This is a genomic window from Streptomyces camelliae, assembly GCF_027625935.1.
GTDB classification, from domain to species: domain Bacteria; phylum Actinomycetota; class Actinomycetes; order Streptomycetales; family Streptomycetaceae; genus Streptomyces; species Streptomyces camelliae.
Genome location: NZ_CP115300.1, coordinates 1,777,813 through 1,802,072, shown reverse-complemented (window position 1 = coordinate 1,802,072; position 24,260 = coordinate 1,777,813). Strand labels below are relative to the sequence as shown.

General features: G+C 72.1%; 24 protein-coding genes. 15 read left to right on the top strand and 9 right to left on the bottom strand.

The genetic code is table 11. The features are described from left to right. Positions 1 to 8 precede the first annotated feature (8 nt). The 5 genes from O1G22_RS08370 to O1G22_RS08350 all read left to right on the top strand — a co-directional run bounded on the left by O1G22_RS08370 (position 9) and on the right by O1G22_RS08350 (position 6,713). Positions 9 to 1,574 (top strand): PucR family transcriptional regulator, encoded by a 1,566-nt coding sequence (locus tag O1G22_RS08370; RefSeq protein WP_270080737.1) that lies wholly within the window; start codon positions 9 to 11, stop codon positions 1,572 to 1,574. A 155-nt stretch (positions 1,575 to 1,729) separates the two neighbouring features. Beyond that, on the top strand, positions 1,730 to 2,572 hold the full coding sequence (locus O1G22_RS08365; protein ID WP_270080736.1) for a nitrilase-related carbon-nitrogen hydrolase: 843 nt from the start codon (positions 1,730 to 1,732) through the stop codon (positions 2,570 to 2,572). 28 nt (positions 2,573 to 2,600) lie between these two features. Next, entirely contained in the window at positions 2,601 to 4,004 is a 1,404-nt protein-coding gene (gene hydA / locus O1G22_RS08360) for a dihydropyrimidinase (RefSeq protein ID WP_270080735.1), read from the top strand. A 31-nt stretch (positions 4,005 to 4,035) separates the two neighbouring features. Beyond that, on the top strand, positions 4,036 to 5,055 hold the full coding sequence (locus tag O1G22_RS08355; RefSeq protein WP_270080734.1) for a TIGR03842 family LLM class F420-dependent oxidoreductase: 1,020 nt from the start codon (positions 4,036 to 4,038) through the stop codon (positions 5,053 to 5,055). 131 nt (positions 5,056 to 5,186) lie between these two features. Next, positions 5,187 to 6,713 (top strand): NCS1 family nucleobase:cation symporter-1, encoded by a 1,527-nt coding sequence (locus O1G22_RS08350; RefSeq protein ID WP_270080733.1) that lies wholly within the window; start codon positions 5,187 to 5,189, stop codon positions 6,711 to 6,713. Between the two features lie 29 nt (positions 6,714 to 6,742). Here O1G22_RS08350 and O1G22_RS08345 read toward each other — a convergent pair whose 3' ends face one another. Both O1G22_RS08345 and O1G22_RS08340 read right to left on the bottom strand, forming a co-directional pair. Further along, positions 6,743 to 7,429: a hypothetical protein gene (locus O1G22_RS08345; RefSeq protein ID WP_270080732.1), complete on the bottom strand. Its 687-nt coding sequence runs from the start codon at positions 7,427 to 7,429 to the stop codon at positions 6,743 to 6,745. Then, on the bottom strand, positions 7,426 to 7,752 hold the full coding sequence (locus O1G22_RS08340) for a hypothetical protein (protein WP_270080731.1): 327 nt from the start codon (positions 7,750 to 7,752) through the stop codon (positions 7,426 to 7,428). Before O1G22_RS08340 ends, O1G22_RS08345 begins: the two co-directional genes overlap by 4 nt. A 202-nt stretch (positions 7,753 to 7,954) precedes the next feature. Between O1G22_RS08340 and O1G22_RS08335 the strand changes: the two genes are divergently transcribed. After that, positions 7,955 to 8,515 (top strand): hypothetical protein, encoded by a 561-nt coding sequence (locus O1G22_RS08335; protein WP_270080730.1) that lies wholly within the window; start codon positions 7,955 to 7,957, stop codon positions 8,513 to 8,515. Positions 8,516 to 9,336: 821 nt separating this feature from the next. On the opposite strand, the gene O1G22_RS08330 is transcribed toward O1G22_RS08335, so the two are convergent. The 7 genes from O1G22_RS08330 to lplAB form a co-directional block, all read right to left on the bottom strand. After that, positions 9,337 to 10,011 carry a hypothetical protein gene (locus tag O1G22_RS08330; protein WP_270080729.1) on the bottom strand — a complete coding sequence of 225 codons (675 nt, stop codon included), beginning with the start codon at positions 10,009 to 10,011 and terminating at the stop codon, positions 9,337 to 9,339. Positions 10,012 to 10,141: 130 nt separating this feature from the next. Next, on the bottom strand, positions 10,142 to 10,666 hold the full coding sequence (locus O1G22_RS08325; RefSeq protein ID WP_270080728.1) for a hypothetical protein: 525 nt from the start codon (positions 10,664 to 10,666) through the stop codon (positions 10,142 to 10,144). Continuing rightward, entirely contained in the window at positions 10,663 to 11,199 is a 537-nt protein-coding gene (locus O1G22_RS08320; RefSeq protein WP_270080727.1) for a hypothetical protein, read from the bottom strand. Before O1G22_RS08320 ends, O1G22_RS08325 begins: the two co-directional genes overlap by 4 nt. Further along, positions 11,177 to 12,460 (bottom strand): WXG100 family type VII secretion target, encoded by a 1,284-nt coding sequence (locus O1G22_RS08315; RefSeq protein WP_270080726.1) that lies wholly within the window; start codon positions 12,458 to 12,460, stop codon positions 11,177 to 11,179. Before O1G22_RS08315 ends, O1G22_RS08320 begins: the two co-directional genes overlap by 23 nt. Then, positions 12,460 to 12,759: a DUF6317 family protein gene (locus O1G22_RS08310; protein WP_225101608.1), complete on the bottom strand. Its 300-nt coding sequence runs from the start codon at positions 12,757 to 12,759 to the stop codon at positions 12,460 to 12,462. The genes O1G22_RS08315 and O1G22_RS08310 overlap by 1 nt, the downstream gene beginning before the upstream one ends. Continuing rightward, positions 12,759 to 13,265 carry an SAV_915 family protein gene (locus O1G22_RS08305; RefSeq protein WP_270080725.1) on the bottom strand — a complete coding sequence of 169 codons (507 nt, stop codon included), beginning with the start codon at positions 13,263 to 13,265 and terminating at the stop codon, positions 12,759 to 12,761. Before O1G22_RS08305 ends, O1G22_RS08310 begins: the two co-directional genes overlap by 1 nt. 188 nt (positions 13,266 to 13,453) lie before the next feature. Further along, entirely contained in the window at positions 13,454 to 14,518 is a 1,065-nt protein-coding gene (lplAB, locus tag O1G22_RS08300) for a lipoate-protein ligase LplAB (protein ID WP_270086368.1), read from the bottom strand. A gap of 147 nt (positions 14,519 to 14,665) precedes the next feature. Between lplAB and O1G22_RS08295 the strand changes: the two genes are divergently transcribed. The 9 genes from O1G22_RS08295 (at position 14,666) to O1G22_RS08255 (ending at position 24,183) form a co-directional block, all read left to right on the top strand. Next, the gene (locus O1G22_RS08295) at positions 14,666 to 16,480 is read left to right on the top strand and encodes a gamma-glutamyltransferase family protein (protein WP_270080724.1); all 1,815 of its coding nucleotides are present in this window, start codon (positions 14,666 to 14,668) and stop codon (positions 16,478 to 16,480) included. 89 nt (positions 16,481 to 16,569) lie between these two features. Further along, positions 16,570 to 17,415, top strand: a complete 846-nt coding sequence (locus O1G22_RS08290; protein ID WP_225101611.1) for an inositol monophosphatase family protein — start codon at positions 16,570 to 16,572, stop codon at positions 17,413 to 17,415. Between the two features lie 195 nt (positions 17,416 to 17,610). Continuing rightward, positions 17,611 to 19,029, top strand: a complete 1,419-nt coding sequence (locus O1G22_RS08285) for a phytoene desaturase family protein (RefSeq protein ID WP_225101612.1) — start codon at positions 17,611 to 17,613, stop codon at positions 19,027 to 19,029. Then, on the top strand, positions 19,026 to 19,535 hold the full coding sequence (locus O1G22_RS08280) for an O-acetyl-ADP-ribose deacetylase (protein ID WP_270080723.1): 510 nt from the start codon (positions 19,026 to 19,028) through the stop codon (positions 19,533 to 19,535). Before O1G22_RS08285 ends, O1G22_RS08280 begins: the two co-directional genes overlap by 4 nt. 288 nt (positions 19,536 to 19,823) lie before the next feature. Further along, positions 19,824 to 21,017: a sensor histidine kinase gene (locus O1G22_RS08275; protein WP_270080722.1), complete on the top strand. Its 1,194-nt coding sequence runs from the start codon at positions 19,824 to 19,826 to the stop codon at positions 21,015 to 21,017. A 17-nt stretch (positions 21,018 to 21,034) separates the two neighbouring features. Beyond that, positions 21,035 to 21,859, top strand: a complete 825-nt coding sequence (locus tag O1G22_RS08270) for a roadblock/LC7 domain-containing protein (protein ID WP_428986483.1) — start codon at positions 21,035 to 21,037, stop codon at positions 21,857 to 21,859. Beyond that, a complete protein-coding gene (locus tag O1G22_RS08265) occupies positions 21,856 to 22,239 on the top strand; it encodes a DUF742 domain-containing protein (protein ID WP_225101616.1) in 384 nt (127 codons plus the stop codon). Before O1G22_RS08270 ends, O1G22_RS08265 begins: the two co-directional genes overlap by 4 nt. A gap of 3 nt (positions 22,240 to 22,242) precedes the next feature. After that, entirely contained in the window at positions 22,243 to 22,803 is a 561-nt protein-coding gene (locus tag O1G22_RS08260; protein ID WP_270080720.1) for a GTP-binding protein, read from the top strand. A gap of 12 nt (positions 22,804 to 22,815) precedes the next feature. Then, positions 22,816 to 24,183 carry a cytochrome P450 family protein gene (locus O1G22_RS08255; RefSeq protein ID WP_270080719.1) on the top strand — a complete coding sequence of 456 codons (1,368 nt, stop codon included), beginning with the start codon at positions 22,816 to 22,818 and terminating at the stop codon, positions 24,181 to 24,183. The last annotated feature ends 77 nt before the right edge of the window (positions 24,184 to 24,260 follow it).

Below are 24,260 nucleotides of genomic sequence, written 5' to 3'. Positions count from 1 at the left end.
GTACGGCCATGACCACCACCTCCGAGACCCGGTACGGCTGGGAACCCGTGCTCTCCGTCCGCCAGGTGCTGTCCCTGGAACGGGTCCTGGCCGGGGAGCCCGAGGTGGTGGCCGGGGCCGGGCAGCTGGACCGGCCGGTGCGCTGGGTACATGTCGCCGAGGCCGCCGACGTCGGCGTGATGCTCAGCGGCGGCGAGATGGTCCTCACCACCGGCGTGCTGCTCGCCGGTGACGAGAGCAAACAGGCCGAGTACATCCAGTCCCTGTACCGGGCCGAGGCGGCCGCCGTCGTCCTCGGTCTCGGGCGGGCGTTCCCCGCGCCGCCGGACGCGATGCGCCGCGCGGCGGACCGCTGCGGGCTGCCCATGGTGGTGCTGCACCGGCCCTTCCCCTTCGCCGAGCTGACGGAGGAGGTTCAGTCCCGGCTGGTACGGCGCAAGTTCGCCGCCGTCAGCCTCTCGGAGTCGGTCCGCAGCGCGCTCACCGGCCTCATCACGGCCGGCGTCCCCCTCGGGCGGCTTCTCGACGAGGTCGCCGTGCACAGCGGCTGCCCCGTCGTCGTCACCAACCTCGCCCACCGCGTCCTCGCCACGGCGGGGGAGCGGTCCGCCGTGGACGACGTGCTGCGCGACTGGGAACGGATCGCCCGGCAGGCCGGCGGCGCCGACGGCGAGGGCTGGTTCAGCGCCGAGCTGGGCGGCCGCGGGGAGCGCTGGGGCCGGCTGCTGCTGTGCGGCTTCCGGGGCGAGCCGGCCACCGGACGGCTGCTCGCCGACCGGGCCGCCGAGGCGCTCGTGCTGCACCGCATGCTCGACGGCGGCTCCGCGCGCAGCTGGGAGGAGCAGTCCGCGCAGAGCCTGCTGACCGACCTCGTCTCCGGCGTCGTACCGGCCCGGCAGCTGCTGCCCCGGGCCCGCGCCGCCGGACTGCCGGTCAACCGGCGCACCTTCGTGCCGCTCGTCGTCCTCGGCCGGAGCCCCGGGCAACTCGACCGGGTGCTCCGGCTGCTGGGGCTGTCCGGGCTCGTCGCCGAACTCGCCGACGGGGCGAGCGCCGTCCTGCTCAGCCTCGCCCGGGACCAGGACGCCGAGGCCCTCACCGGGCACTTCGCGGCCCGGCTGCGCACCGGGTCCGACGTCGTGGTGGCCGCGGCGGATCCCCGTACCGCCTGGGACGACGTACCGGCCGGACTGCGGGAGTCCCGGCACGTCGCCGACGCCGTCGCCGACTCCCCCCACGCCCTGGACCTCCCGGCCGTCGTACGCCTCAAGGACGTGCATCTGCGCGGCCTGATCCGGCTGCTGCGCGACGACCCGCAGGTGCAGTCCTTCGCCGAACGGGAGCTGGACGGGCTGCTGTGCGCCGCCGAACCCGAGCTGCTGAACGTGCTGCGGACCTATCTCGCGACCGGCCGCAACAAGTCCCGCACCGCCCAGCTCCACCACGTCTCCCGGCCCGCCCTCTACCGCCGCCTGGAGGCGATACAGGCCCGCCTCGGCGTCGACCTCGACGACTTCGAACAGGCGGCCTCGGTCCACATCGCGCTCCTCGCGCACGATGCGCAACAGCGGTGAAACATGCGACGACCTGCGAAAACGGCGGTGAAACATGGGTCAGCGAACGCGTGACACGGTGGCACGCCCACGCCCCGCAGACGTGACACGCTGCCAATCCAACGGCCTGCTCCGGCTTTCTAGGCTCACCGCACACCGAGCTACCGGAGGTCCCGATGAGCCGAGTGATCCGCGCCGCCCTGTTCCAGACCGCCTGGACCGGCGACAAGGAATCCATGATCCAGGTCCACGAGCAGGCGGCCCGCGACGCCGCCGCCCAGGGCGCCCAAGTCCTCTGCTTCCAGGAGCTGTTCTACGGCCCCTACTTCTGCCAGGTCCAGGACAAGGCCTTCTACGAGTACGCCGAGCGGATCCCCGAGGGTCCGACCGTGCAGCGCTTCCAGGCGCTCGCCCGGGAACTGGGCATCGTCCTCGTCCTGCCGATGTACGAGGAGGAGCAGCCCGGCGTCCTCTACAACACCGCCGCCGTGATCGACGCGGACGGCTCCTACCTCGGCAAGTACCGCAAGACCCACATCCCCCAGGTCCAGGGATTCTGGGAGAAGTTCTACTTCCGTCCCGGCAACAGCGGCTGGCCCGTCTTCGACACGGCCGTCGGCAGGATCGGCGTCTACATCTGCTACGACCGCCACTTCCCCGAGGGCTGGCGGGCGCTGGGCCTCGCCGGCGCCGAGATCGTCTTCAACCCCTCGGCCACCTCGCGCGGCCTGTCCCGCTACCTCTGGCAGCTGGAGCAGCCCGCGGCCGCCGTCGCCAACGAGTACTTCGTCGGCGCGATCAACCGGGTCGGCGTGGAGGACCTCGGCGACAACGACTTCTACGGCACGACCTACTTCGTGGACCCCGAGGCCCAGTTCGTCGGCGAGGTCGCCAGCGACAAGGAGACCGAACTCGTCGTCCGCGACCTGGACCTGGCGAAGCTCCGCGAGGTCCGGGACCGCTGGCAGTTCTACCGGGACCGGGCGCCGGGGGCGTACACGCCGCTGACCGCACCCTGACCGTAACCGAGTTGACCGAGGGAGCAGCATGACCGGCCGTACAGTCATCCGCGGAGGACTCGTCATCACCGCCTCCGACGAGATCCACGCCGACGTCCTGATCGAGGACGGCCGCATCGCCGCCCTCGCCGCCTCCGGCACCCCCGCCGCCGGGGCGTTCACCGCCGAGCGGGTCGTCGACGCCACCGGGAAGTACGTCATCCCGGGCGGTGTCGACGCGCACACCCACATGGAGCTGCCGTTCGGCGGGACCTTCGCCTCCGACACCTTCGAGACCGGCACCCGCGCCGCCGCCTGGGGCGGTACGACGACGATCGTGGACTTCGCGGTGCAGAGCGTCGGACACACCCTGCGCGAGGGCCTGGACGCCTGGCACGCCAAGGCCGAGGGCAACTGCGCGATCGACTACGCCTTCCACATGATCGTCTCCGACGTCCACGACGAGACGCTGAAGGAGATGGACCTGCTGGTGGAGGAGGGGGTGACCTCCTTCAAGCAGTTCATGGCGTACCCCGGGGTCTTCTACAGCGACGACGGGCAGATCCTGCGCGCCATGCAGCGCTCCGCCGACAACGGCGGCCTGATCATGATGCACGCCGAGAACGGCATCGCCATCGACGTGCTGGTGCAGCAGGCCCTCGACCGCGGTGAGACCGACCCCCGGTATCACGGGGAAGTCCGCAAGGCCCTGCTCGAAGCCGAGGCCACCCACCGCGCCATCCGGCTCGCGCAGGTGGCCGGCGCCCCCCTGTACGTCGTGCACGTCTCGGCGATGGAGGCGGTGGCCGAGCTGGCGCGGGCGCGGGACGAGGGGCTCCCCGTCTTCGGCGAGACCTGCCCGCAGTATCTGTTCCTGTCCACCGACAACCTCGCCGAGCCGGACTTCGAGGGCGCGAAGTATGTGTGCAGCACCCCGCTGAGGCCGCGCGAACACCAGGCCAAGCTGTGGCAGGGGCTGCGGACGAACGACCTCCAGGTGGTCTCCACCGACCACTGCCCGTTCTGCTTCACCGGCCAGAAGGAGCTGGGCCGCGGCGACTTCTCCAAGATCCCCAACGGCCTGCCCGGCGTCGAGAACCGCATGGACCTGCTGCACCAGGCCGTCGTCGACGGGCACATCTCCCGCCGCCGCTGGATCGAGATCGCCTGCGCCACCCCGGCCCGCATGTTCGGCCTGTACCCGAAGAAGGGCACCATCGCCCCGGGCGCCGACGCCGACATCGTCATCTACGACCCGCACGCCGAGCAGATCATGTCGGCCCAGACCCACCACATGAACGTCGACTACTCGGCCTACGAGGGCAAGCGGACCACAGGCCGGGTCGAGACCGTGCTCTCGCGCGGTGTGCCCGTCATCACCGAGCGGGAGTACACCGGACACGCCGGCCACGGCGTCTACACCCCGCGCTCCACCTGTCAGTACCTCAACTAATCGAAAGCTATTCGAACGAGGAGTGGCGCCCATGGACTTCGGACTCGTCCTGCAGACCGACCCGCCGGCCTCCCGCGTCATCAGCCTGATGAAACGGGCCGAGCGCAACGGCTTCCGGTACGGCTGGACCTTCGACTCCGCCGTGCTCTGGCAGGAACCGTTCGTGATCTACAGTCAGATCCTCGCCAACACCCAGAAGCTGACGGTCGGCCCGATGGTCACCAACCCGGGCACCCGCACCTGGGAGGTCACCGCCTCCACCTTCGCCACCCTCAACGACATGTTCGGCAACCGCACCGTGTGCGGCATCGGCCGCGGCGACTCCGCGATGCGCGTGGCGGGCCGCAAACCCAACACCCTGGCCCGCATCAGCGAGGCGATGAAGGTCATCCGCGCCCTCGGCAGCGGCGAGGAGGCCGACCTCGGCGGCACGAAGATCCGCTTCCCGTGGATCAAGGCGGGCGCCGAACTGCCCGTATGGATGGCCGCGTACGGCCCGAAGGCGCTGAAGATGACCGGTGAGGAGGCCGACGGCTTCATCCTCCAGCTCTCCGACCTCTACCTCACCGAGTACATGGTCAAGGCGGTCAAGGACGCGGCCGTGGCCGCCGGACGCGACCCGTCCGAGGTGACGATCTGCGTCGCCGCCCCCGCCTACGTCACGGCCGACGACTCGCCCGAGGCGCTCGCCCACGCACGCGAGCAGTGCCGCTGGTTCGGCGGCATGGTCGGCAACCACGTCGCCGACCTCGTCGCCAAGTACGGCGAGCACTCCGCCCAGGTCCCCGACGAACTCACCGACTACATCAAGGCCCGCGAGGGTTACGACTACTCCCACCACGGACGCGCCGACAACCCCGACACCGCGTTCGTGCCCGACGAGATCGTGGACCGCTTCTGCGTCATCGGCCCCGCCGAGAAGCACATCGAGAAACTGAAGGCGCTGCGCGCGCTGGGCGTCGACCAGTTCGCCGTGTACGACATGCACGACGCCCAGGAGGCCACCATCGACGCCTACGGCACGAAGGTGATCCCGGCCCTCAACGCCTGACACCCTCCCCTTGGTTCACATCCCCCGAGTCCCCCCACGCCCCTCATGGTCTCCCCTCCCCGCCGTCCCGGGGAGGGGGCTGGTGCCCGCACGGCCACTCCCCGACCCACCTCACCCCGATTGGCCAGCCCATGACCGACACCGCTCCCCCGGCGATACCCCCGTCCGGCCAGGTCACCCTCCCCGACGGGCGCGTGGAACTCGCTCCCGGCACCCCGCCGCCCAGTGGTCCGTACGCCAACGAGGACCTGCTGCCGGTCCCGGCCGGCAAGCGCACCTGGACCACGTACAACTTCTCCGCGCTGTGGGTCGGCATGGCCCACAACACGGCCTCCTGGACGCTCGCCTCCGGCCTGATCGCCGTCGGGATGGACTGGAAGCAGGCGGTGTTCACCATCGCCCTGGCCAACCTGATCGTCCTCGTCCCGATGCTGCTCACCGGGCACGCGGGCCCCAAGTACGGCATCCCCTTCCCGGTCTTCGCCCGCGCCTCCTTCGGGGTGCGCGGCGCCAACCTGCCCGCCGTCGTACGGGCGTTGGTGGCCTGCGGCTGGTTCGGCATCCAGACCTGGATCGGCGGCGAGGCCATCTACTTCCTCGCCGGCAAGCTGATCGGCGACAGCTGGTCGAACGCGGCGCACGTGGGCGGCTACGCCTGGACCATGTGGCTGTCGTTCGCGATCTTCTGGCTGATCCAGGTCGCCATCATCTACCGGGGCATGGAGACCATCCGCCGCTTCGAGAACTGGGCGGCGCCGTTCGTGATCGTCGGCGCCGTGGTGATGCTGGCCTGGATGAGCGGCAAGGCCGGCGGCGTCGGCCCGCTGTTCGACCAGCCGTCGAAGCTCGGCTGGGGCGGCCACTTCTGGAAGCTGTTCTGGCCCTCCCTGATGGGCATGATCGGCTTCTGGTCCACGCTGTCGCTGAACATCCCCGACTTCACCCGCTACGGCAGGAGCCAGAAGGCCCAGACCTGGGGCCAGGCACTCGGCCTGCCGACGACCATGACGCTGTTCGCTTTCCTGTCGGTGCTGGTGACGTCCGGCTCGCAGGCGGTCTACGGCCAGCCGGTCTGGGACCCGGTGCAGCTCGCCGCGAAGACGGACAACGTGGTCGGCCTGCTCTACGCCCTGGTCACCGTCCTGGTGGCGACCCTCTCCGTGAACATCGCGGCCAACCTCGTCTCCCCGGCCTTCGACTTCTCCAACGTGGCGCCCAGGAAGGTGAGTTTCCGCACGGGAGCGCTCATCACGGCGGTCCTCGCGGTCCTGATCTTCCCGTGGAAGCTGTACTCCGACCCGCAGGGCTACATCTTCACCTGGCTCGGCCTGGTCGGCGGGCTGCTCGGCACGGTCGCGGGCATCCTCGTCGCCGACTACTGGCTGGTCCGCCGCACCCGCCTGGACCTCGCCGATCTGTACCGCGCGGGCGGCCGCTACTGGTACGCGGCCGGCTGGAACTGGCGGGCCGTCGTCGCCTTCCTCGTGGGCGGCGTCCTCGCGATCGGCGGCGCCAGCTTCAAGCCCCTGCTCGACGGCCGCCCCATCCCGGCCCTGTCCCCGCTGGCCGACTACGGCTGGGCGGTCGGGCTCGGCACGTCACTGGTGCTGTACCTGGTCCTGACGGCGGTCTCGGGGCGGGAGCGGGCGACCGGCTGATCGGTGCCCGTCGGCGGGACGCGCCGGTGTCACGCGGTGCGTCCCCGCCGGGCCCGGCCCTCCTGCGCGGCCGGCACCCCCGGGCAGTGGTCGACCGCGGCCAGGGCCCCGGCGCGGTCGAGCCGTACCGTGATCTCGCCGGTGTCCGTCCTGACGAGCAGCAGCCCGTCCGCCGTCCGCACCGGCTCGCCGCACACCACCCCCGACGGGGTGCGCACCAGGATCCGGGGCCCGTCCTTCGCGGGGCCGTACCAGGTCAGGGCCACCCCCGTGACGAGCAGCGCCCCGCAGGCGATCGTGAGGGCCACGCCGCGGGTGAGGGCCCGTACCGTACGGCGGGCCTCCAGCCGGTCGCCGAGGCGCAGCGCCGTGGCGGAGGCGGGCATGCCGGTGGGCAGCCGGACGGCGGTGGGCGCGCCGTGCGCCGCCCGGAGCAGCAGCAGCGCGCCGAGCGTGCCGCACAGCAGGCACAGCAGCAGCGCACCGCCCGCCAACGCGTCGTACGGGGAGGCCAGTTCACCCACGTCGGTGCGGCCCTTGACCAGGCCGAAGCCGAGCAGCCCCACGAAGAGGGCCGCGAGACCGCCACGGCAGGCGAGCGCCGCCTCCCGGGCGCGGGCCAGTTCACCGGCGCGCACCTCCCGTGTCCGCCGGGCGGCTTGGCGGTCCACCGGGGTCGCGGCGGGTCCGGGCCGGACCTGCCAGGACGGGGTCACCGCCGCTCCAGTACAACGTTCCAGTAGGCACCGCAGCCCGTCTCCCCCGGCGGGCGGCCCGGATGGTCCGCCGCGCACGAGCAGAGCACCGGGACGTGTGCCGGCCGGGGTCCGCGGCGTGGCGCGCGGAAGACACGGTCCGTGTGCGTGTACGTGAACGCGCAGCCGCACCGGGGACACCACCCGTACAGCACGGCCATGCCGTGCGCGGCCTCGACGCGCAGACCGGCCGTGTAGCGGGCCGCGTAGGCGTCGTGGGTGACCTCCCGGTACGGCGCGCGGGGGCGGCCGGACGTGCCAGGTGCCGGTACCGGGTGCGTCACCGGGCTCTCCCTCCCTCATTCGCGCGTGCGGGACCCTCAACCGCGCTCCCAGCATGCCGACTTCGCCCTGCACGGGCCACGCGCGGACCGGGCGGAAACCGGACGGGAGCCGGGCGTCCTCCGGCGGGAGGCCGGCGAGGTGCGCCGTAACCCGGCTGCGGGGCCGGGAGAAGGGGCACCATGGCAGCGGAGGGGTGGACGCATGAGTGAAGCCGGGGCCGCATCCGTACCCGACCGCGCCGCCGCCGCGCTCGCGCGCGCGGACAGGTTCCCCGTACCGCTCGATCCGGAGGAGTACGAAGGGCCACGGGGGTCCGAGCTCGACTTCCTGATCGGTGAACTGGGAGCCATTCTGGGCGAGTTGGAGCAGTCGGGGGATGGCGGGGGAGTGACGGCCGCCGCCGTGGCGGCATGGCTCGGCCGCTGTCACGCCGTACGGTTCGTGCTGGGGGGCGGACCGGCCGACCGGGAGTCGGCGCTGACCCTGCTTCAGCAGGCCCGTACGTCTGCCCGGCTCGGCGAGGCGGACCGGGAGGCGGCGCGGCGGGACCTGGTGGCCCTGGCCGGGTTCCGGCTGGTGCGTCTCCACCGTGAGACGGCGGCGGGACCCCCGGGCCAGTCGATCACCGACCGGGTCGTGTTCCTCTCCAGGCTCGGCACCCCCCCCCGCGCAAGGGAGTTCGGGCCTCGTGGAGGACAGCGAGCTGCTCGTCCGGCTGCTGCTGGAACGCGAGCACCCGCAGCTGACGCCCCAAGTCCATGAGTAGTTCCGGTTGTTCGGCGCGATGACCGAAGCCATGCCGGCCCGTGACACGGCCGCGTTCTTCCGCACGGGCCGGCAACTCCTCGACGGGGCGGACACGGCGCTGCCGCAGCCGCTGGCCGCCCTGGCGCCGTTGCTGTTCGGCCCGGCGGAGGCAACTCCTCGCCGCGCTCCCGTCCGAGCCGGAGGGAACCGGCGACGCGCCGGACGACGGCACCGACACGTCGGCGGAGGAGCGGGACTTCCTGACCCAGCTGCTCGCCCTCGCCGAGGTGATGGCACCCGGGAGCGTCGAGCCGCAGGACATGTCCGGCATCCTCGCCGAACTGTCGGGAGCGCAGGGCGCCGGAGCGCGGGAGCCCGGCCAGGCGCCCCTGCCGTCCAGGATGATCGCCGCCCTCTTCCACTTCACGCTCGCCACCCGCAGCGGCGACATGGAGGGGTTCCGGGCGGCCCTCCGGCTGATGCACGAGGCGGCGGCCAAGGGTGAACTCGACAGCCGCGTGTACGACGAGTGGCTCCGGAGCGTCGTGCCGGACAACGTAAAGAAGCACTTCGAGCTGGTCATCGGCCGGCCCGAGCTGATGAACCGCATCGGCGGCAACGTCGTCGTCTTCGACTTCATCTCCGACGAGGTCGCCGAGCAGATCTTCGACCTCCAGGTCCGCAACATCCAGCGGCAGTTGGCCCAGGGCCACCGACTGGTGCTGAAGATCGAGGACAAGGCCCGCAGCGCGCTCCTGGACCACTGCACCCGCGACAAGTGGAACGGCGGCCGCGGCAGTGGTACGGGGGCCGCCGGGCCGTCGGCCCGCTCGGGCTCAGCCCTGTCCGCCCCCGAGTGCGCCAGCCGCGGCTCGGGCCGCCTTGATGGCGCCCTGGTTGATCTCGTCCGTACCGGGGGCCTTCTTGGTGTCGAAGTCGCTGCCGTTGTAGGTGACGATCACCAGGGCGTTGGCGACCCGCACCATGACCACGCCCTCACGGGTCTGCTGCTTGTCCTCGGTGGTGAGGTTCACGACGGAGTAGGCGCTGTCGCCGAGCCCCGGCACGGCCCCGCCGCCGCTCTTCTCGGTCACCCGCTGCTGGTACTCCTGCCTCGCCGCCTGCTCCGACTCACCGATCTCGAACGACACGTCGAGCCACCGGTAGGAGTACCCCTTCAGCGCGTTCCAGGAGCACGTGCGCCGCAGCGTGGTGTCCGTCGACGGGATCTCCTTGCCCGCCGTGTTCGCCCCGGGCACCAGCGCCGTGACCGTGGCCGCGGGCACGCTCGTGCAGGGCGCGGGCGCGGTGGTGTACCTCTTCGGTCCGGCGGTGGACGACGGGTCGGAGGTGGCGGCGGAGGACTGGGCCGGCGCCTTCTGGCCCGCCGGGGAACCGTCGGCGGCGGTCGGCGCGGCCGGTCCGGACGTCAGCGCCCAGCCGGCGCAGGCGAGGACGGCGACCGGTGAGATCCGCGCGGTGAGGGCGAGCGGCAGAGGAAGAGAACGCACGGCGCACTTCTCGTGGGGGAGGGGGTGCGGAGGGAGTCCGCATGGTGGACGGGGGACGTCAGTGTCACACGACTGTCTGTGGGGCGGAAGTGCCAACGCGCTCTGTACCCGGGCGGTCACGGCAGCGCGTTCATCCCGTACGGATCTGCCCGTTATGCGTGTCCAGCCAGCGTCGGGCCCCGACTTCGCTGGGGTACTCGCGGACGGCGAGCCCGGCCAGGAGCCGGCCCACGCACCACGCGGCGACCGCGGGCAGGACCGGCGCCGCGAGCAGCAACGGGATGAGGCCCGCGCGAGACCAGTACCGGGCACGGCCCGCCTCGGCGCGCTTGGCCGCCCGGAACGCGTGGGGCGTGGGCGGATCCAGCAACTGCCTGCGCAGCGCCCGGCGTTGTCCGACCCACCCCCAGACGAATGTCACACAGGAGGCGATCACCATCGTCACGTCCCAGACCCGGCGCACACCCGGCGGCATGTCGCTGCGCGGGGCGCCCTGATAGAGCCTCAGCGCGATGTAGCAGAAGAAGGCCAGCACGGCGAGCAGGAACAGGGCGCTGAAAGCACGGCGCAGCCAGTAGCGTGCCCCGCGCTCGTACCAGGTGGTGCCGAGCCCCTGCAGGGACGGGATGCCGGTGGGGGTGTCGGTCCGGGTCATGTTCCGCTGGTGTGCTCCTGGAGCCAGCGGCGGGCGCCGACCTCGCTCGGGTATTCCCGGACGGTGGTCCAGGCGGCCAGCCAGCCGACGATGTACGCGGCGAACGCCGGCATGACCGGAGCGGCGAGCACCACAAGTCCGCGGCCCAGGGCGATGCGGCCCGGGACCCGCCTGTCGTGGTCGCGTTTGGCCTGGCGGGTCTGTTCGGGAGTGGGCGGATCCAGCAGCGCCTCGCGGTGGCCCCGGCGCTGCGTCACCCAGCCCCACACCAGGGTCACGACGGACGCGGCGACCTGCACGCCGTCCCACACGACGCGCGCGGTGGAGGGCAGCAGGTCACGGACCCCCGCGTACAGGCTCAGCGCGAAGAAGCAGAACATGGCCATGACGAGGACGAGGAAGACCGTCGTACGGGCGCGGCACAGCCAGTAGAGCGCCCCGCGCCGGTACCACGTCCGGCCCAGCTTCGGCAGAGCGGGGATGGGGACGGAGAACCCGGGGGCGGGCGCCTCAGAAGATGCTCGTGATGCCATGCCAGACGTCCTTCACCAGTCGCTTTCCGTCGTCGTAGGTCTCGGAGGCGACGTGCCCCGTCCCGGTCAGCACGCCACCGACCACCCCGTGGTCGTGAATGTCCTCGCTCCAGTGCTCGTGGAAGGCGTGATCGAGGACGGACGTCGAGACGATCACCGCACCGACCCCGACCGCGGCGACCGCGACGGCACCCTCGACGGGCAGGGCCGCGGTGATCGCCGCACCGGCGGCCAGGCCGCCGAGCGCGACACCGCCGTCCACGACGACGGAGTGCTGCCAGGACCAGCCCTTGTCGTGGTCGTCCTTCGCCTCGATCAGACCGCAGGCCGCCGCCGCGGCGACGTCCAGGACCGGCAGCTCCCGCAGGGCGTCCGGCAGCGCCTCCAGCCCCTTGCCCAGACGCAGCGCGTCCGCCGCATCGGCCAGCTTGACGTTCAGGGCGCGGTCGTACGGCAGCGCGGTGCTGCCGTTGTCGGCGCGGGCGATGTCCTCCTCCAGCGCGTCGACCTTGGTGACCGCGTCGCGGTACGCGCTCTTGGCGGGCGCGTCCTTGGGCAGCGCCTCGCCCGCCTTCTGGTACGCCTTGCGCTCGGCGCGCATCGCCTTCTTGGCGTCCTGTGCCTCGGCCTTGGCGGCATCGAGGTGCTTGCGGGCCTCGATGCCGCCCGCCCGGGCGTCCTCGGCGTCGTACGCGTACAGGCCGCGCAGCGCGTCGTACAGGGTGACCTTGTCGCCCTGCGACACCGAGTCGTCCTTCGCCGTCACCTTGTCGTACAGCCCCTGCAGCTGCTGCGCCGCCACCAGACGCGCGTGCTGGGCGGTGTGCAGGATCTCGTTGCGCGCCGTGGCGTAGTCGTTCATCGCGGAGATGGCCTTCTGGTCGGCCGCGCTCGGGGGACTCGCCGTCATGATCGGCACCGGCGCGCCCGTGGGGTCCGTCGCCACCCCCTTGCCGGCCGCGGTGTGCTGCGCGTTCTGCAGGGACGACTCGCACGTGGACAGCGCGTTCGCGAGCGTTTCGATGATCTCGCCGGCCGCGTGCACCAGCTCGGCGAAGCCGCCGGCGGCAAGCGCGTCCTCGCTCCACCTTGCGCGGAAGGACTCGGCCGCGTCGCCCTGCCAGCTCGCGTCGCCGACCAGCTTCTCGACGGCGCCGCTGAGCGGTTTCACCACGCCGTCCAGTTTGTCCTTGGCGTTCTTGTACGTCTGAGCCATCGTGTGCAGCCCGCCGATGTCGCCGCCGACCCAGCTGTCCCCCATCAGCCCTCGCCCTTCATCAGGTCCTCGAAGACACCGTGGACGTCCACGTCGTGCCGGTGGAAGGAGTCGCGCGCGTACGCGACCTTGTCCCCGTGGTCGTCCATCCGGTCGGCCATGCCGATGTGCAGGGCGACGATGAGGTCGGCGACTTCCTTGATCGCAGCGTCCAGGCCGGGATCGCCGCCGCTGACCACGGGCGGTGCCACGTCCGGGTGCAGCTTGCGGTAGTCGCCGGCCTGGTCGTGGAACGTCTTCGCCATCGTGGCGAGATCGTCGTAGACCGCCTTGAAGTCGGCCATTATCCGCGCACCTCCCGTGCGTAGGCGGCCAGGTCCGCGGGGTGCCAGTGGGAGGCCTCGGGTGTCAGCCGCGGGTCCAGCAGCACGGTGACGCCCTGCTCGGCCACCCCCTCTGTCAGCGGGCCGAGCGATGCGGCGACCCAGGGCTGGGCCTCGCCGAGGGCCTCCACCAGCTTCCGCGGGGTGCTGAAGGCGAAGGCCACGGTGCCGTGCGCGGGGTGGTCGAAGAGCTCGACGACGACGAAGGGGACGCGCGCGGGGCGGCCGTCCCTGCCCGTCCCGGCGACGGACCTCGGATGCGCCGGCACGCACACCGGCGTGTGGTATGCGGGCACGCCGGGCTTCGGGCCCGGGCGGTCGTCCGTGGCCGACCGGGGCGGCGGCGCGGCGTCCACCAAATCCAGCAACGCGGAACGGCGCGGCTCGGGAGCCTGCTGCGGAAGGCCGCCCCCCGCCGGATCCGGTTCCAGGAAGTCGTGCAGCCGTGAACGTATCGGCGCCCCCACCGCCGTCACCTCTTCCCCGTGGACTCGCATGGCTGTTGGGCTCGACCACGTTAGCCAGCGGTCAACGGGGCAAATCCGGCTATGTCGGGGTGCCGGGGCCGACGTACACGGAACTCATACGACCGTTTGGTCCAGGGGAGGGCAGTTCTTGACCCGCTGCTGAACCGGTGCCTCCGGTCGGGCCGCCGCTACGGCACCCGGGCCGTCCACTCCCCGGTGGAGAACTTGGTCCGCGCCAGCTCCTCGGCCCGCGCCAGCTCCTCGTCCGTGATCTTGCCCTGCGCCAGGCCGTACCGCGCGCGGAACGACTCGATCATCCGGTCGATGACCTCCTCACGCGGCAGCCCGGTCTGCCGGCGCAGCGGATCGACCCGCTTCTTCGCGCTCCGCGTCCCCTTGTCCGACAGCTTCTCCCGGCCGATGCGCAGCACGTCGAGCATCTTGTCGGCGTCGATGTCGTACGCCATGGTCACGTGGTGCAGCACGGCCCCCGGGCCGCCGTCCGGGCCGACCATCCGCTTCTGCGCCGCGCCCGCGATCTTGCCCTGGTCGGTCGCGATGTCGTTCAGCGGCTGGTACCAGGCCCGGATGCCCATGTCGCCGAGGGCACCGAGCACCCAGTCGTCCAGATAGGCGTAGCTGTCCTGGAAGGACAGGCCCTGTACGAGGGAGTCGGGCACCGACAGCGAGTAGGTGATCGTGTTGCCCGGTTCGACGAACATCGCGCCGCCGCCGGAGATCCGCCGCACCACCTCGATGCCGTGCCGCGCGGCGCCCTCGGGGTCCACCTCGTTGCGCAGCGACTGGAAGCTGCCGATGATCACCGCGGGGGCGCCCCACTCCCACACTCTGAGAGTCGGCGGGCGGCGGCCCGCGGCGACCTCGGCGGTCAGCACCTCGTCCAGCGCCATGTGCAGTGCGGGCGGCTGCGGGCGCTCGTGGATCAGCTGCCAGTCGTAGTCCGTCCAGTCCGTGGCGTGCGCGAGCGCCCGGCGCACCGCGATGCCGACGCCCTCCGAGGTCAGGCCGTACATGACGGTCCCCTCGGGCAGCGCGGCGTCGATCCGGGCGGCCAGCCCCGCCGCGTCGGTGTCGGCCGGGGCGCCCTCCAGCGCGCGGTTCACGGCGTCCAGCGCTTCGTCCGGCTCCAGGAAGAAGTCGCCCGCCACGCGCACGTGCCGCAGCACTCCGTCCTCGGCCGCCACGTCCACGACGACGAGCTTGCCGCCGGGCACCTTGTACTCACCGTGCACCGTCACCGTCCGGGCCTCCGTCCTCCCGCTTCCCGCCGCCGCTTCCCCCGCGAGATCAACGGCCCGGCCCACCGCCGTGTTCCCCGGACGGTGATCATGCTCCTACGATCACCCGGGAGACGTACCCGAACCGAGGAGGCGGCCCCCGTGTTCACCACCAGGCCCACCCTGCAGGGCACCTTCGGCATGGTGTCCTCCACCCACTGGCTGGCCTCGCAGTCGGCGATGGCGGTCCTGGAGGACGGCGGCAACGCCTTCGACGCCGCCGTGGCCGGGGCGTTCGTGCTGCACGTGGTGGAGCCGCACCTGAACGGGCCGGCCGGTGAGGTGCCGATCCTGCTCGCTCCGGCGGGCGGCGACGTGCGCGTGCTGTGCGGGCAGGGCGTGGCCCCGGCCGGCGCCACCGTCACCCACTACCGGGGGCTCGGACTGGACCTCGTCCCCGGCACCGGACCGCTCGCCGCCGCCGTGCCCGGCGCCTTCGACGCCTGGATGCTGCTGTTGCGCGACCACGGCACCAAGTCCCTCGACGACGTCCTGAAGTACGCCGTCGGATACGCCGAACACGGGCACGCGCCCGTGGAGAAGCTCGGTGCGACCGTGGAGAGCGTACGGCGGCTGTTCGAGACGGAGTGGACGTCGTCGGCCGAGGTGTATCTGCCCGGCGGCGCGTCCCCCCGGCCGGGTGAACTCTTCCGCAACCCCGCCCTCGCCGCCACCTGGAAGCGGCTGCTCGCCGAGACCGCCGGCGCGGGGGACCGGGAGGCGCGGATCGACGCCGCGCGCGCGGTGTGGCGCTCCGGCTTCATCGCCGAGGCCCTGCTGCGCCAGTCCCGGCGGCCCGCCCTGGACACCAGCGGCGCACACCACACCGGCACGCTCACCGAGGCCGACCTCGCCGGCTGGTCGGCGAGCTACGAGACCCCGGTGACGTACGACTGGCACGGCTGGACCGTGTGCAAGGCCGGCCCGTGGAGCCAGGGCCCGGTCCTCCTTCAACAACTCGCCCTGCTCCCCGACGAGTTGCCGCCGTACGGCTCCGCCGAATACGTCCATCTGCTGATCGAGAACTGCAAGCTCGCCATGGCCGACCGCGAGGCCTGGTACGGCGACGCCGCCGACGTACCGCTCGCCGAGCTGCTGTCGGACGACTACAACACCGGCCGGCGCGCCCTGGTCGGCGCCGAGGCTTCCCGCGAGCTGCGGCCCGGCAGCCCCGGCGGACGCACCCCGCGGCTGCCCGCGCAGGCACGCGCGCGCGTGGAGACCGGTGAGCGCGGGTTCGACCCGATGGGCGCGGGGGAGCCGACCGTCGCCGTGTTCCCCGGGGAGCCGCAGGTCGCCGCCGACGGCACGACCCGCGGCGACACCTGCCACCTGGACGTCGTCGACCGCTGGGGCAACATGATCGCGGCCACGCCGAGCGGCGGCTGGCTGCAGTCCAACCCGGTCGTGCCCGAGCTCGGCTTCCCGCTCGGCACGCGCCTGCAGATGGCCTGGCTGGAGGAGGGCCTGCCGAACTCGCTCACCCCGGGCCGGCGCCCCCGCACCACCCTCACCCCGTCCCTCGCGCTGCGCGACGGCGTGCCGGTCATGGCGTTCGGCACCCCGGGCGGCGACCAGCAGGACCAGTGGCAGCTGCACTTCCTCCTCGCCGCCACGCTGCGCGCCCCCGTCCGCGGCGGCCTCGACCTGCAGGGCGCCGTCGACGCCCCGAACTGGCACAACGACAGCTTCCCCAGCTCCTTCCACCCGCGCGGGCGGCGCCCCGGCAGTGTGACCGTGGAGTCCGGCACGGACGCCGGGGTGATCGAGGAACTGCGGCGCCGCGGCCACGACGTCACCGTCGGCCCCGCCTGGTCCGAGGGCCGGTTGTGCGCGGTGGCCCGCGACCCGGAGACCGGCGTGCTGTCGGCGGCGGCGAACCCACGCGGGATGCAGGGGTACGCGGTGGGCCGCTGACCATGCGCAGCCCCTGCTCTTCATCCCGATTCCACCCGGTGTGCACCGGGCAGGCGGGGATTGTCAGTGGGGCATGTTCTCATGGACGCATGCTCGAAGAGACGGAAACCATCGAAGAGTTTCTCACCCGCCGCTCGGCCGACGTGGAGGAGGCGGTGCGCGACGCCGCCGCGGCCGAGATCCTGCCCCGCTTCCGCCGCCTCGCCGAGGACGAGGTCGACCAGAAGAGCGGCCCGCACGACCTGGTGACGGACGCCGACCGGCTCGCCGAGAAGCGGCTCACCGAGGCGCTCGGCGCCCTGCTGCCCGGCTCGGTCGTGGTCGGCGAGGAGGCCGTGCACGCCGACCCGGCGACGTACGAGGCGCTCCAGGGCGACGCGCCGGTCTGGATCGTCGACCCGGTCGACGGCACCCGCCAGTTCGTGCACGGCGACGACGGGTTCTGCACGCTGGTCGCGCTCGCCCACCGGGGTGTCGTCATCGCCTCCTGGACCTATGCCGCGGCGCGCGGCCGGATGGCCACCGCGGTCCGCGGCCGGGGTGCCTTCCTCGACGGCGAGCGGCTCTTCGCGGGCACGCCCGAGCCCGGCCGGGACCTCGTCGTCGCCACGTCCCACCCGGACTACACCACCGACGAGCAGAAGCGCGCCCTGCGCGGCCTGTGGACCGAGGGGATCGCGCCCCGCCCGTGCGGCTCGGCGGGCCTGGAGTATCTCGCCATCGCCCGGGGCGAGTTGGACGCCGTCGCGTTCTCCTGGGAGGCCGCCTGGGACCACGCGGCCGGACTGCTCCTCGTCGAGGAGGCGGGCGGCACCCACCTCACCCGCACCGGCATCCCGTTCCGCGTCACCGGCGCCAATGCCCTGCCCTTCACCGCGGCCCGCGACACGGCGACGGCCGAACGGATCGCCGGCCTGCTGCGCACACCGGCCTGATTCCGGCGCAGGGGCCCGGCCCGGCCGGCCTCCGCCCCGGCGCCCCGGCCTCCGCCCCGGCGCCCCGGCCTCCGCCCCGGCGCCCCGGCCTCCGCCCCGGCGCCCCGGCCTCCGCCGGCCCCCGCCCCCAGGGAATGCCGGTCCCCCGGCATATCCTGATCCTCAGTGGCCATCGGCTGACGAAGGGGTCCGAAGGTGCCGTCGATGCTCGATGCGGTCGTGGTGGGTGCGGGGCCGAACGGGCTGACCGCTGCCGTGGAGCTGGCCCGCCGGGGCTTCTCCGTGGCCCTGTTCGAGGCGAAGTCCACCGTCGGCGGCGGCGCCCGCACCGAGGAGCTGACCCTCCCGGGCTTCCGGCACGACCCGTGCTCGGCGGCCCACCCCCTCGGGATCAACTCACCGGCGTTCCGCGCCCTTCCCCTGGAGCGCTACGGACTGCAGTGGCTGCACTCCGAGCTGCCGATGGCGCATCCCTTCCCCGACGGCAGCGCGGCCGTGCTGTCGAGGTCGGTGGCCGAGACGGCCGCCTCCTTCGGACCGCGCGACGCGGGGGCGTACCGCAGACTGGTCGAGCCGTTCCTCGCTCACTGGGACACCCTCGTACGGGACTTCATGTCCCTGCCCCTGACCGCGCTCCCGCGCGACCCCCTCACGCTGGCCCGCTTCGGCCTGGCCGGCCTGCCCCCGTCCACGTGGCTGATGCGCCGCTTCAAGGACGAGCGGGCCAAGGCCCTGTTCGCGGGCCTGGTCGCGCATGTGATGTCACCGCTGGACGGTCTGGCCACCGGCGCCATCGGCCTGGTCTTCGCGCTGGCCGCACACGCCCGCGGCTGGCCGGTGCCACGCGGCGGCTCCCAGGCGATCTCCGACGCCCTCGCCGCGTATCTCACCGACCTCGGCGGCGCGGTGCACACCGACTACGAGGTCAAGCGCCTGGACGACCTGCCCCCCGCGCGCGCGTACGTCTTCGACACCTCGCCCACCGCGCTCGCCCGCATCGCCGGCTTCGGTGACACGTATGCGCGCTACCGGTACGGCCCCAGCGTCTTCAAGATCGACTACGCGCTGGACGGCCCGGTGCCCTGGACCGCGCCCGAGGCCCGCGTCGCCACCACCGTGCAGCTCGGCGCGAGCCAGGCCGAGATCGGCACCGCCCTGCGCGCCGCCTCGCGCGAGGGCCGCGCCCCCGACCGGCCGTTCATGATCACCGTGCAGCCCGGCATCGTCGACCCCACCCGCGCGCCCGAGGGCAAGCAGGTCTTCTGGGCGTACGGCCATGTCCCGGGCGGCTGGTCCGGTGACCTCACCGACGCCATGGAACGCCAACTGGAGCGCTTCGCCCCCGGATTCCGCGACCGCGTGCTCGCCCGCGCCACCGCCGGCCCCGCCGAGCTGGCCGCCCACAACGCCAACTACGTCGGCGGCGACATCGCCTGCGGCGCGGCCTCCGGGCTCCAGCTGCTGCTGCGCCCCAGACTGTCCCTGTACCCGTACCACACGCCTCATCCGGCCGTCTTCATCTGCTCCTCGGCCACCCCGCCGGGACCCGGTGTGCACGGCATGTCGGGGCACAACGCGGCCAAGGCCGTATGGCGGAGACTGAGACAGACATGACCACCATCACCCTCGTCCAGGGCGACATCACCCGGCAGAGCGCCGACGCGATCGTCAACGCCGCCAATTCCTCGCTGCTCGGCGGCGGCGGAGTGGACGGCGCCATCCACCGCAGCGGCGGTCCCGCGATCCTCGCGGAGTGCCAGGCCCTGCGCGCCTCCCGGTACGGCAAGGGCCTGCCCACGGGCCAGGCGGTCGCCACCACGGCCGGCGACCTCGACGCCCGCTGGGTCATCCACACGGTGGGCCCGGTGTACCAGGCCTCGGGAAGCGATCCGTCGCTGCTCGCCTCCTGCTACCGGGAGTCGCTGCGCGTGGCCGACGAGCTGGGTGCCCGCACGGTCGCGTTCCCGGCGATCTCCACCGGCGTGTACCGGTGGCCGATGGACGATGCGGCCCGGATCGCGGTGGAGACGGTGCGCAGCACACCGACAGCCGTCGAAGAGGTGCGGTTCGTCCTCTTCGACGAGCGCGCGTACGAGGCGTTCGCCGCGCAGCTTCGCTGACCCTGTCAACGGCAGATTTCCGGAACGGATTCCCGGCCGTCATCCGCACGTCACAATCCGCCTGTGGAGCAGGGCTGTTGGGGTGTCTCCGCGGTGCACAGGTTCACCTAAGTGAGTGATAGCATCCCCGCGTCTGTGACCTTGGTCCCCTCGGCTCAGGCGCCGCGGAAAACGCTCTCAGTCCGGTTTCTTCGCAACCGCGGCCGAGTCGTGCCCGGTTGGTCGTGCCACCGGCTCCCCGGTGTCCGTCCGCCAACGGCCGCAGGCTACCCGCCAGGAAAGGTTTCCATGATTCGAGACGTACTTGTGTGGTGCCTGGTTGCCGTGACGGCGATCACGCTCGTCGCGGCCGTGGCCCTCAGTCGTCGCAACAAGGCCATCGCGGCGAAGAAGGCCCGCTCCGAGGCTGCCCTCACCCAGAGACTGAGCGAGGCCGATGCCCAAGTCGCCGCTTTACGAGCAGAGTTGCACCAGCACCGGACCGAGCATGCCAAGACCATCCAGGAGGCCGAGGAGGCGGCCGAGGACAGCACCAAGGCCGTCCTCAAGGGCTCCGCGCGCTTCCTGCAGAGCCTCGCGGCCGAGCAGTTGGCGCTGCTGGAGGAGATCCAGCGCAAGTACGGCGGCCACTCGGTGCTGGGCGACCTGCTCGAAGTCAGCCACGCCAACGCGCAGATGGCGCGCAAGGCGCAGGGCATCGCGGTGATGTGCGGTGCGCCGCTGGGCCGTCGTAACCGTCCCGCGAGCGTGTACGACGTGGTGCGCAGCGCGCAGGGGCAGATCCGTAACTTCCGGCGCGTCGAGATCATGCAGCAGACGGGCTTCGCGCTGAAGGCGTCCACCGTCTCGCCGGTGGCGCTCGCCGTGGCCGAACTGCTGGACAACGCCGCGAGTTTCTCGCAGACGGGCTCGCCGATCGAGGTGACGTTCCAACGGGTGCAGAAGAACCTGTGCATCGTCATCGACGACGCCGGTGTCGGCATGAACGACGAGGAGCGGCAGAAGGCCACCGACCTGCTCTCCGGTGACTACCGCCCCCGGCTGTCGCAGCTGGGCAACCAGCCGAAGTTCGGCTTCCCGGTGATCGGCCTGCTCGCGCAGCAGTACGGCTTCCGGGTGGACGTCACCGGTGTCTCCCGCTACGGCGGCGTGCGCGCGGTCGTCCTGCTGCCGGAAGAGCTGTGGACCGAGGAGGAGGCCGCTCCGGTCGTGGATGCGCAGGAGACCGGTGTCCGCGGCACCGTCGGCCGGCCCGAACCCGTCACGCGCACCAAGCACGGTCTGCCCCGGCGCGGCGCCCGCCAGGTGCCCATCGCCAGCGTCCCCGACCACGACGAGACCACCACCTCGCTCACCGTGCCGCCCGCCGCGGCGGAGGAGGCCGGGCGTGCGGCCGGGCGCAGCCTGGGTGCCTTCCAGCGCGGCACGCTCTCGGGCCGTAACCTCGCCGGGGCCCCGTCCGAAGGGTCCGATGAGGCATGATCGAGGACCTGTCGTGGATGCTTGAGGACATCGTGGCCAATGTGCCCAGGGCACGCCACGCGGTCCTGCTGTCCGCGGACGGCCTGCCGCGCGGTTCGACCGAGGGCATGGACGCCAAGGACGTACGGACGATCTCCGCCGCCATGGCGGGCATGCAGTCGCTCAGCCGGGCCACGTCCCACTTCGCCGGTCCCGGCGAGGACCGGGAGTGGAACCAGACGATCATCGAGTTCTCGCACGGCTGGATCTTCCTCATCGGCGCCGGGCAGGGGGCCTATCTGGCGGCGGCCGCCGCGCCCGACGTCGACATGCAGCAGATCTCCTTCCGGATGCACCGCCTCGTCGCCCGGCTCGGCAACAACCTCACCTCGCCGCCCCGGGTGCACGCCGAGGACGCCGGGGAGCGCACCGGACAGCCCCGCGCGCAGGCGCAGGCGGGGCGGGGCACCGGGATCCCGATCGCCGACCTCGACGAGGTGATCGGCCAGGTGCGCGGCGCCCGGCACGCCGTACTGCTGGGCGCCGACGGCCTGCCGCGCGGCGCGACCACGGGCATGAGCCAGGACCTCGCGGACACCATCTCGGCTGCGATGACCGGCATCCATGCCTACAGCCGCGCCACCGCGCAGTTCGCCGGGCCGCTCAAGGAGGCGCACTGGCGGCAGACGGTCATCGAGTTCCAGCACGGCTGGATCTTCCTGATCTCGGCCGGTCACGGCGCCTTCCTGGCCGCCGCGGCCGAGCACGACGCCGACATCGAGGAGTTCACCACGCGTCTCCATCAGGTCGTACCGCACCTGAGCCGGGACCTGGCACCGCGTGGGGAGGCGAGCCGCGCATGACCGGCGAGCCGGACGAGGAACTGGAGCTGACCTCGGCGTTAGTCCCGCTCTTCGTCATCACCAACGGCCGTTCCCTGCCCCCGGAGCACGCCTACGAGCGGACGGCCCTGGTCTCCGCGAGCGAGGACGCCGTCGCCTCGGCGCGCACCCTCTCCCCGGAGGCCCGGCAGGTCCTGGACCTGGTCAAGGACGGTTTTCTCTCGGTGGCCGAGGTCGCCGCCCACACCCGTCTGCCGCTGGGGATCGTCCGGATCCTCCTCGCGCAGATGGAGGACAACGGTCTGATCGTCGCGCGCAAGCCCGTTCCCCGCGCCGAGCGTGTCGACCGAGAAGTGCTCAGCGCCGTGCTCGACGGCCTCAAAGCCCGATTCGGAGCGTGATTCGTGTACCTGGATTCAGGTGTCCGCACCGCGGTGAAAGTCCTCGTGGTGGGGCACTTCGGGGTCGGGAAGACCACGTGCATCGGAAGCATCTCCGAGATCGAGCCGCTGCGGACCGAGGAGGAGATCACCGAGGCCAGCGAGGGCTTCGACGATCTGTCGGGCACCCCCGACAAGACCACCACCACGGTCGCCATGGACTTCGGCCGCCTCACCATCTCCGACGAAGTGGTCCTGTACCTGTTCGGCACGCCCGGACAGGAACGCTTCAAGGAGATGTGGGAGGAGCTGTCCCGGGGCGCCCTCGGCGCGCTGGTCCTCGTCGACCCCGAGCGGCTCGACGAGTCCTTCCCCATCCTCGACCTGGTCGAGCGGTTCGGACTGACGTACGCCATCGGCGTCAACCACTTCGACGGGACGCCCGGTTACCCGCTCGCGGAGGTACGGGAGGCGCTCAACCTGTCCGCGGACACGCCCGTCGTCCCCTGCGACGTACGCGACGAGCAGTCCTCGGCGCACGCCCTCATCACCCTCGTGCGCCACCTTCTGTCCCTCATCGACTAGGAGCCACCCTCCATGCACCAGCGACCCGGCATACAAGGGCCACCCCCCGGCTGCCCCGCGCACGGCAACACCCAGCTCTACGGCCCGCAGTTCGGCTCCGATCCCGACGCGGTGTACGCCTATCTGCGCACGCTCGGCCCGAGCGCCCCCGTCGACATCGCGCCGGGGGTGGAGGTCGAGCTGGTCACCAGCTACGACGCCGCCCTGTACATCCTGCAGAACCCGGCGTCGTTCGTCCGGGACTCGCGGCGCTGGAACGCGCTGAACGAGGGCCGGGTCCCCGAGGACAGTCCGGCGCTGCCGATGCTGGGCTACCGGCCCAACGCCCTGTTCAGCGACGGCGCCGCGCACGCCCGGCTGCGCCAGGCCGTCACCGACAGCCTGGCCACCGTCAACGAGCTGCAGCTGGTACGGCAGACACAGGCGTCCGCCGACTATCTGATCAGCCGGTTCAGCACCGAACGGCTCGGCCAGGCCGAGCTGATGGCCGAGTACGCCCAGCCGCTGCCGCTGCTGGTCTTCAGCGACCTGTTCGGCTGCCCGCCCGAGATCGGCGACCGGGTCATCACCGGCATCAGCGGTATCTTCTCCGGTACGCCGGGTGCCGACCAGGTGCTGGCCGAGGCGTTGGGCGAGCTGATCGCCCGCAAACGGCGCCAGCCCGGCGAGGACCTGACGACGCGTCTGATGCAGCACTCGGCACAGCTGACCGACGAGGAGGTGCTGCACCAGCTCGTGACGCTGCTGTCCGGCGGCACCACCCCGCTGTCCGCGGTCATCGGCACGACCAGCGCGCTCATGCTGGGCGAGGACTGGCAGGCGGACCTGCCGGTCGAGGACGCGGTCAACCAGGTGCTGTGGAACTACGCGCCGATCGCCAACTACGCGGCTCACTACGCGACGCACGACGTGGAGCTCGGCGGACGCGTCGTCAAGGCCAACGATCCGGTGGTCATCTCCTTCGCCGCCGCGAACACCGATCCCCGGCTGGCCGAGCATCGCGAGCAGCTCAGTGCCAAGGCCCATCTGGCCTTCGGGGCCGGGCCGCACGCCTGCCCTGCCAAGGACCCGGCGTTCGTGATCGCCGTGACGGCCGTCGAATCCCTGCTCAACCGGCTTCCCGACATCGAGGTCCGGGCCCCCTTCAAGGACCTGAGCTGGGTGCCGGCGCCGTGGAGCCGCTCCCTGGTGGCGCTGCCGGTCCGGTTCACCCCGCGCACCGTCGCGCCGGCACAGGCGCAGCAAACGGAACCGCAGCCGGCCGCCCCCGCCGTCCCGGTCGCGGCCGCGTCCCGGTCGATGGCGCACAGCGCGCCGGGCGCGTCGAAGCCCAAGCCCGGCCTGTTCAGCCGGTTCCTGGCATGGACCAGGGGAGAGTGACGAAGGCAACTCTCGTTCAATCGTCAAGCTTGTATGTACGCGTCAAGCGGAGGGTATGCATGGCGGCTGATGCCTAG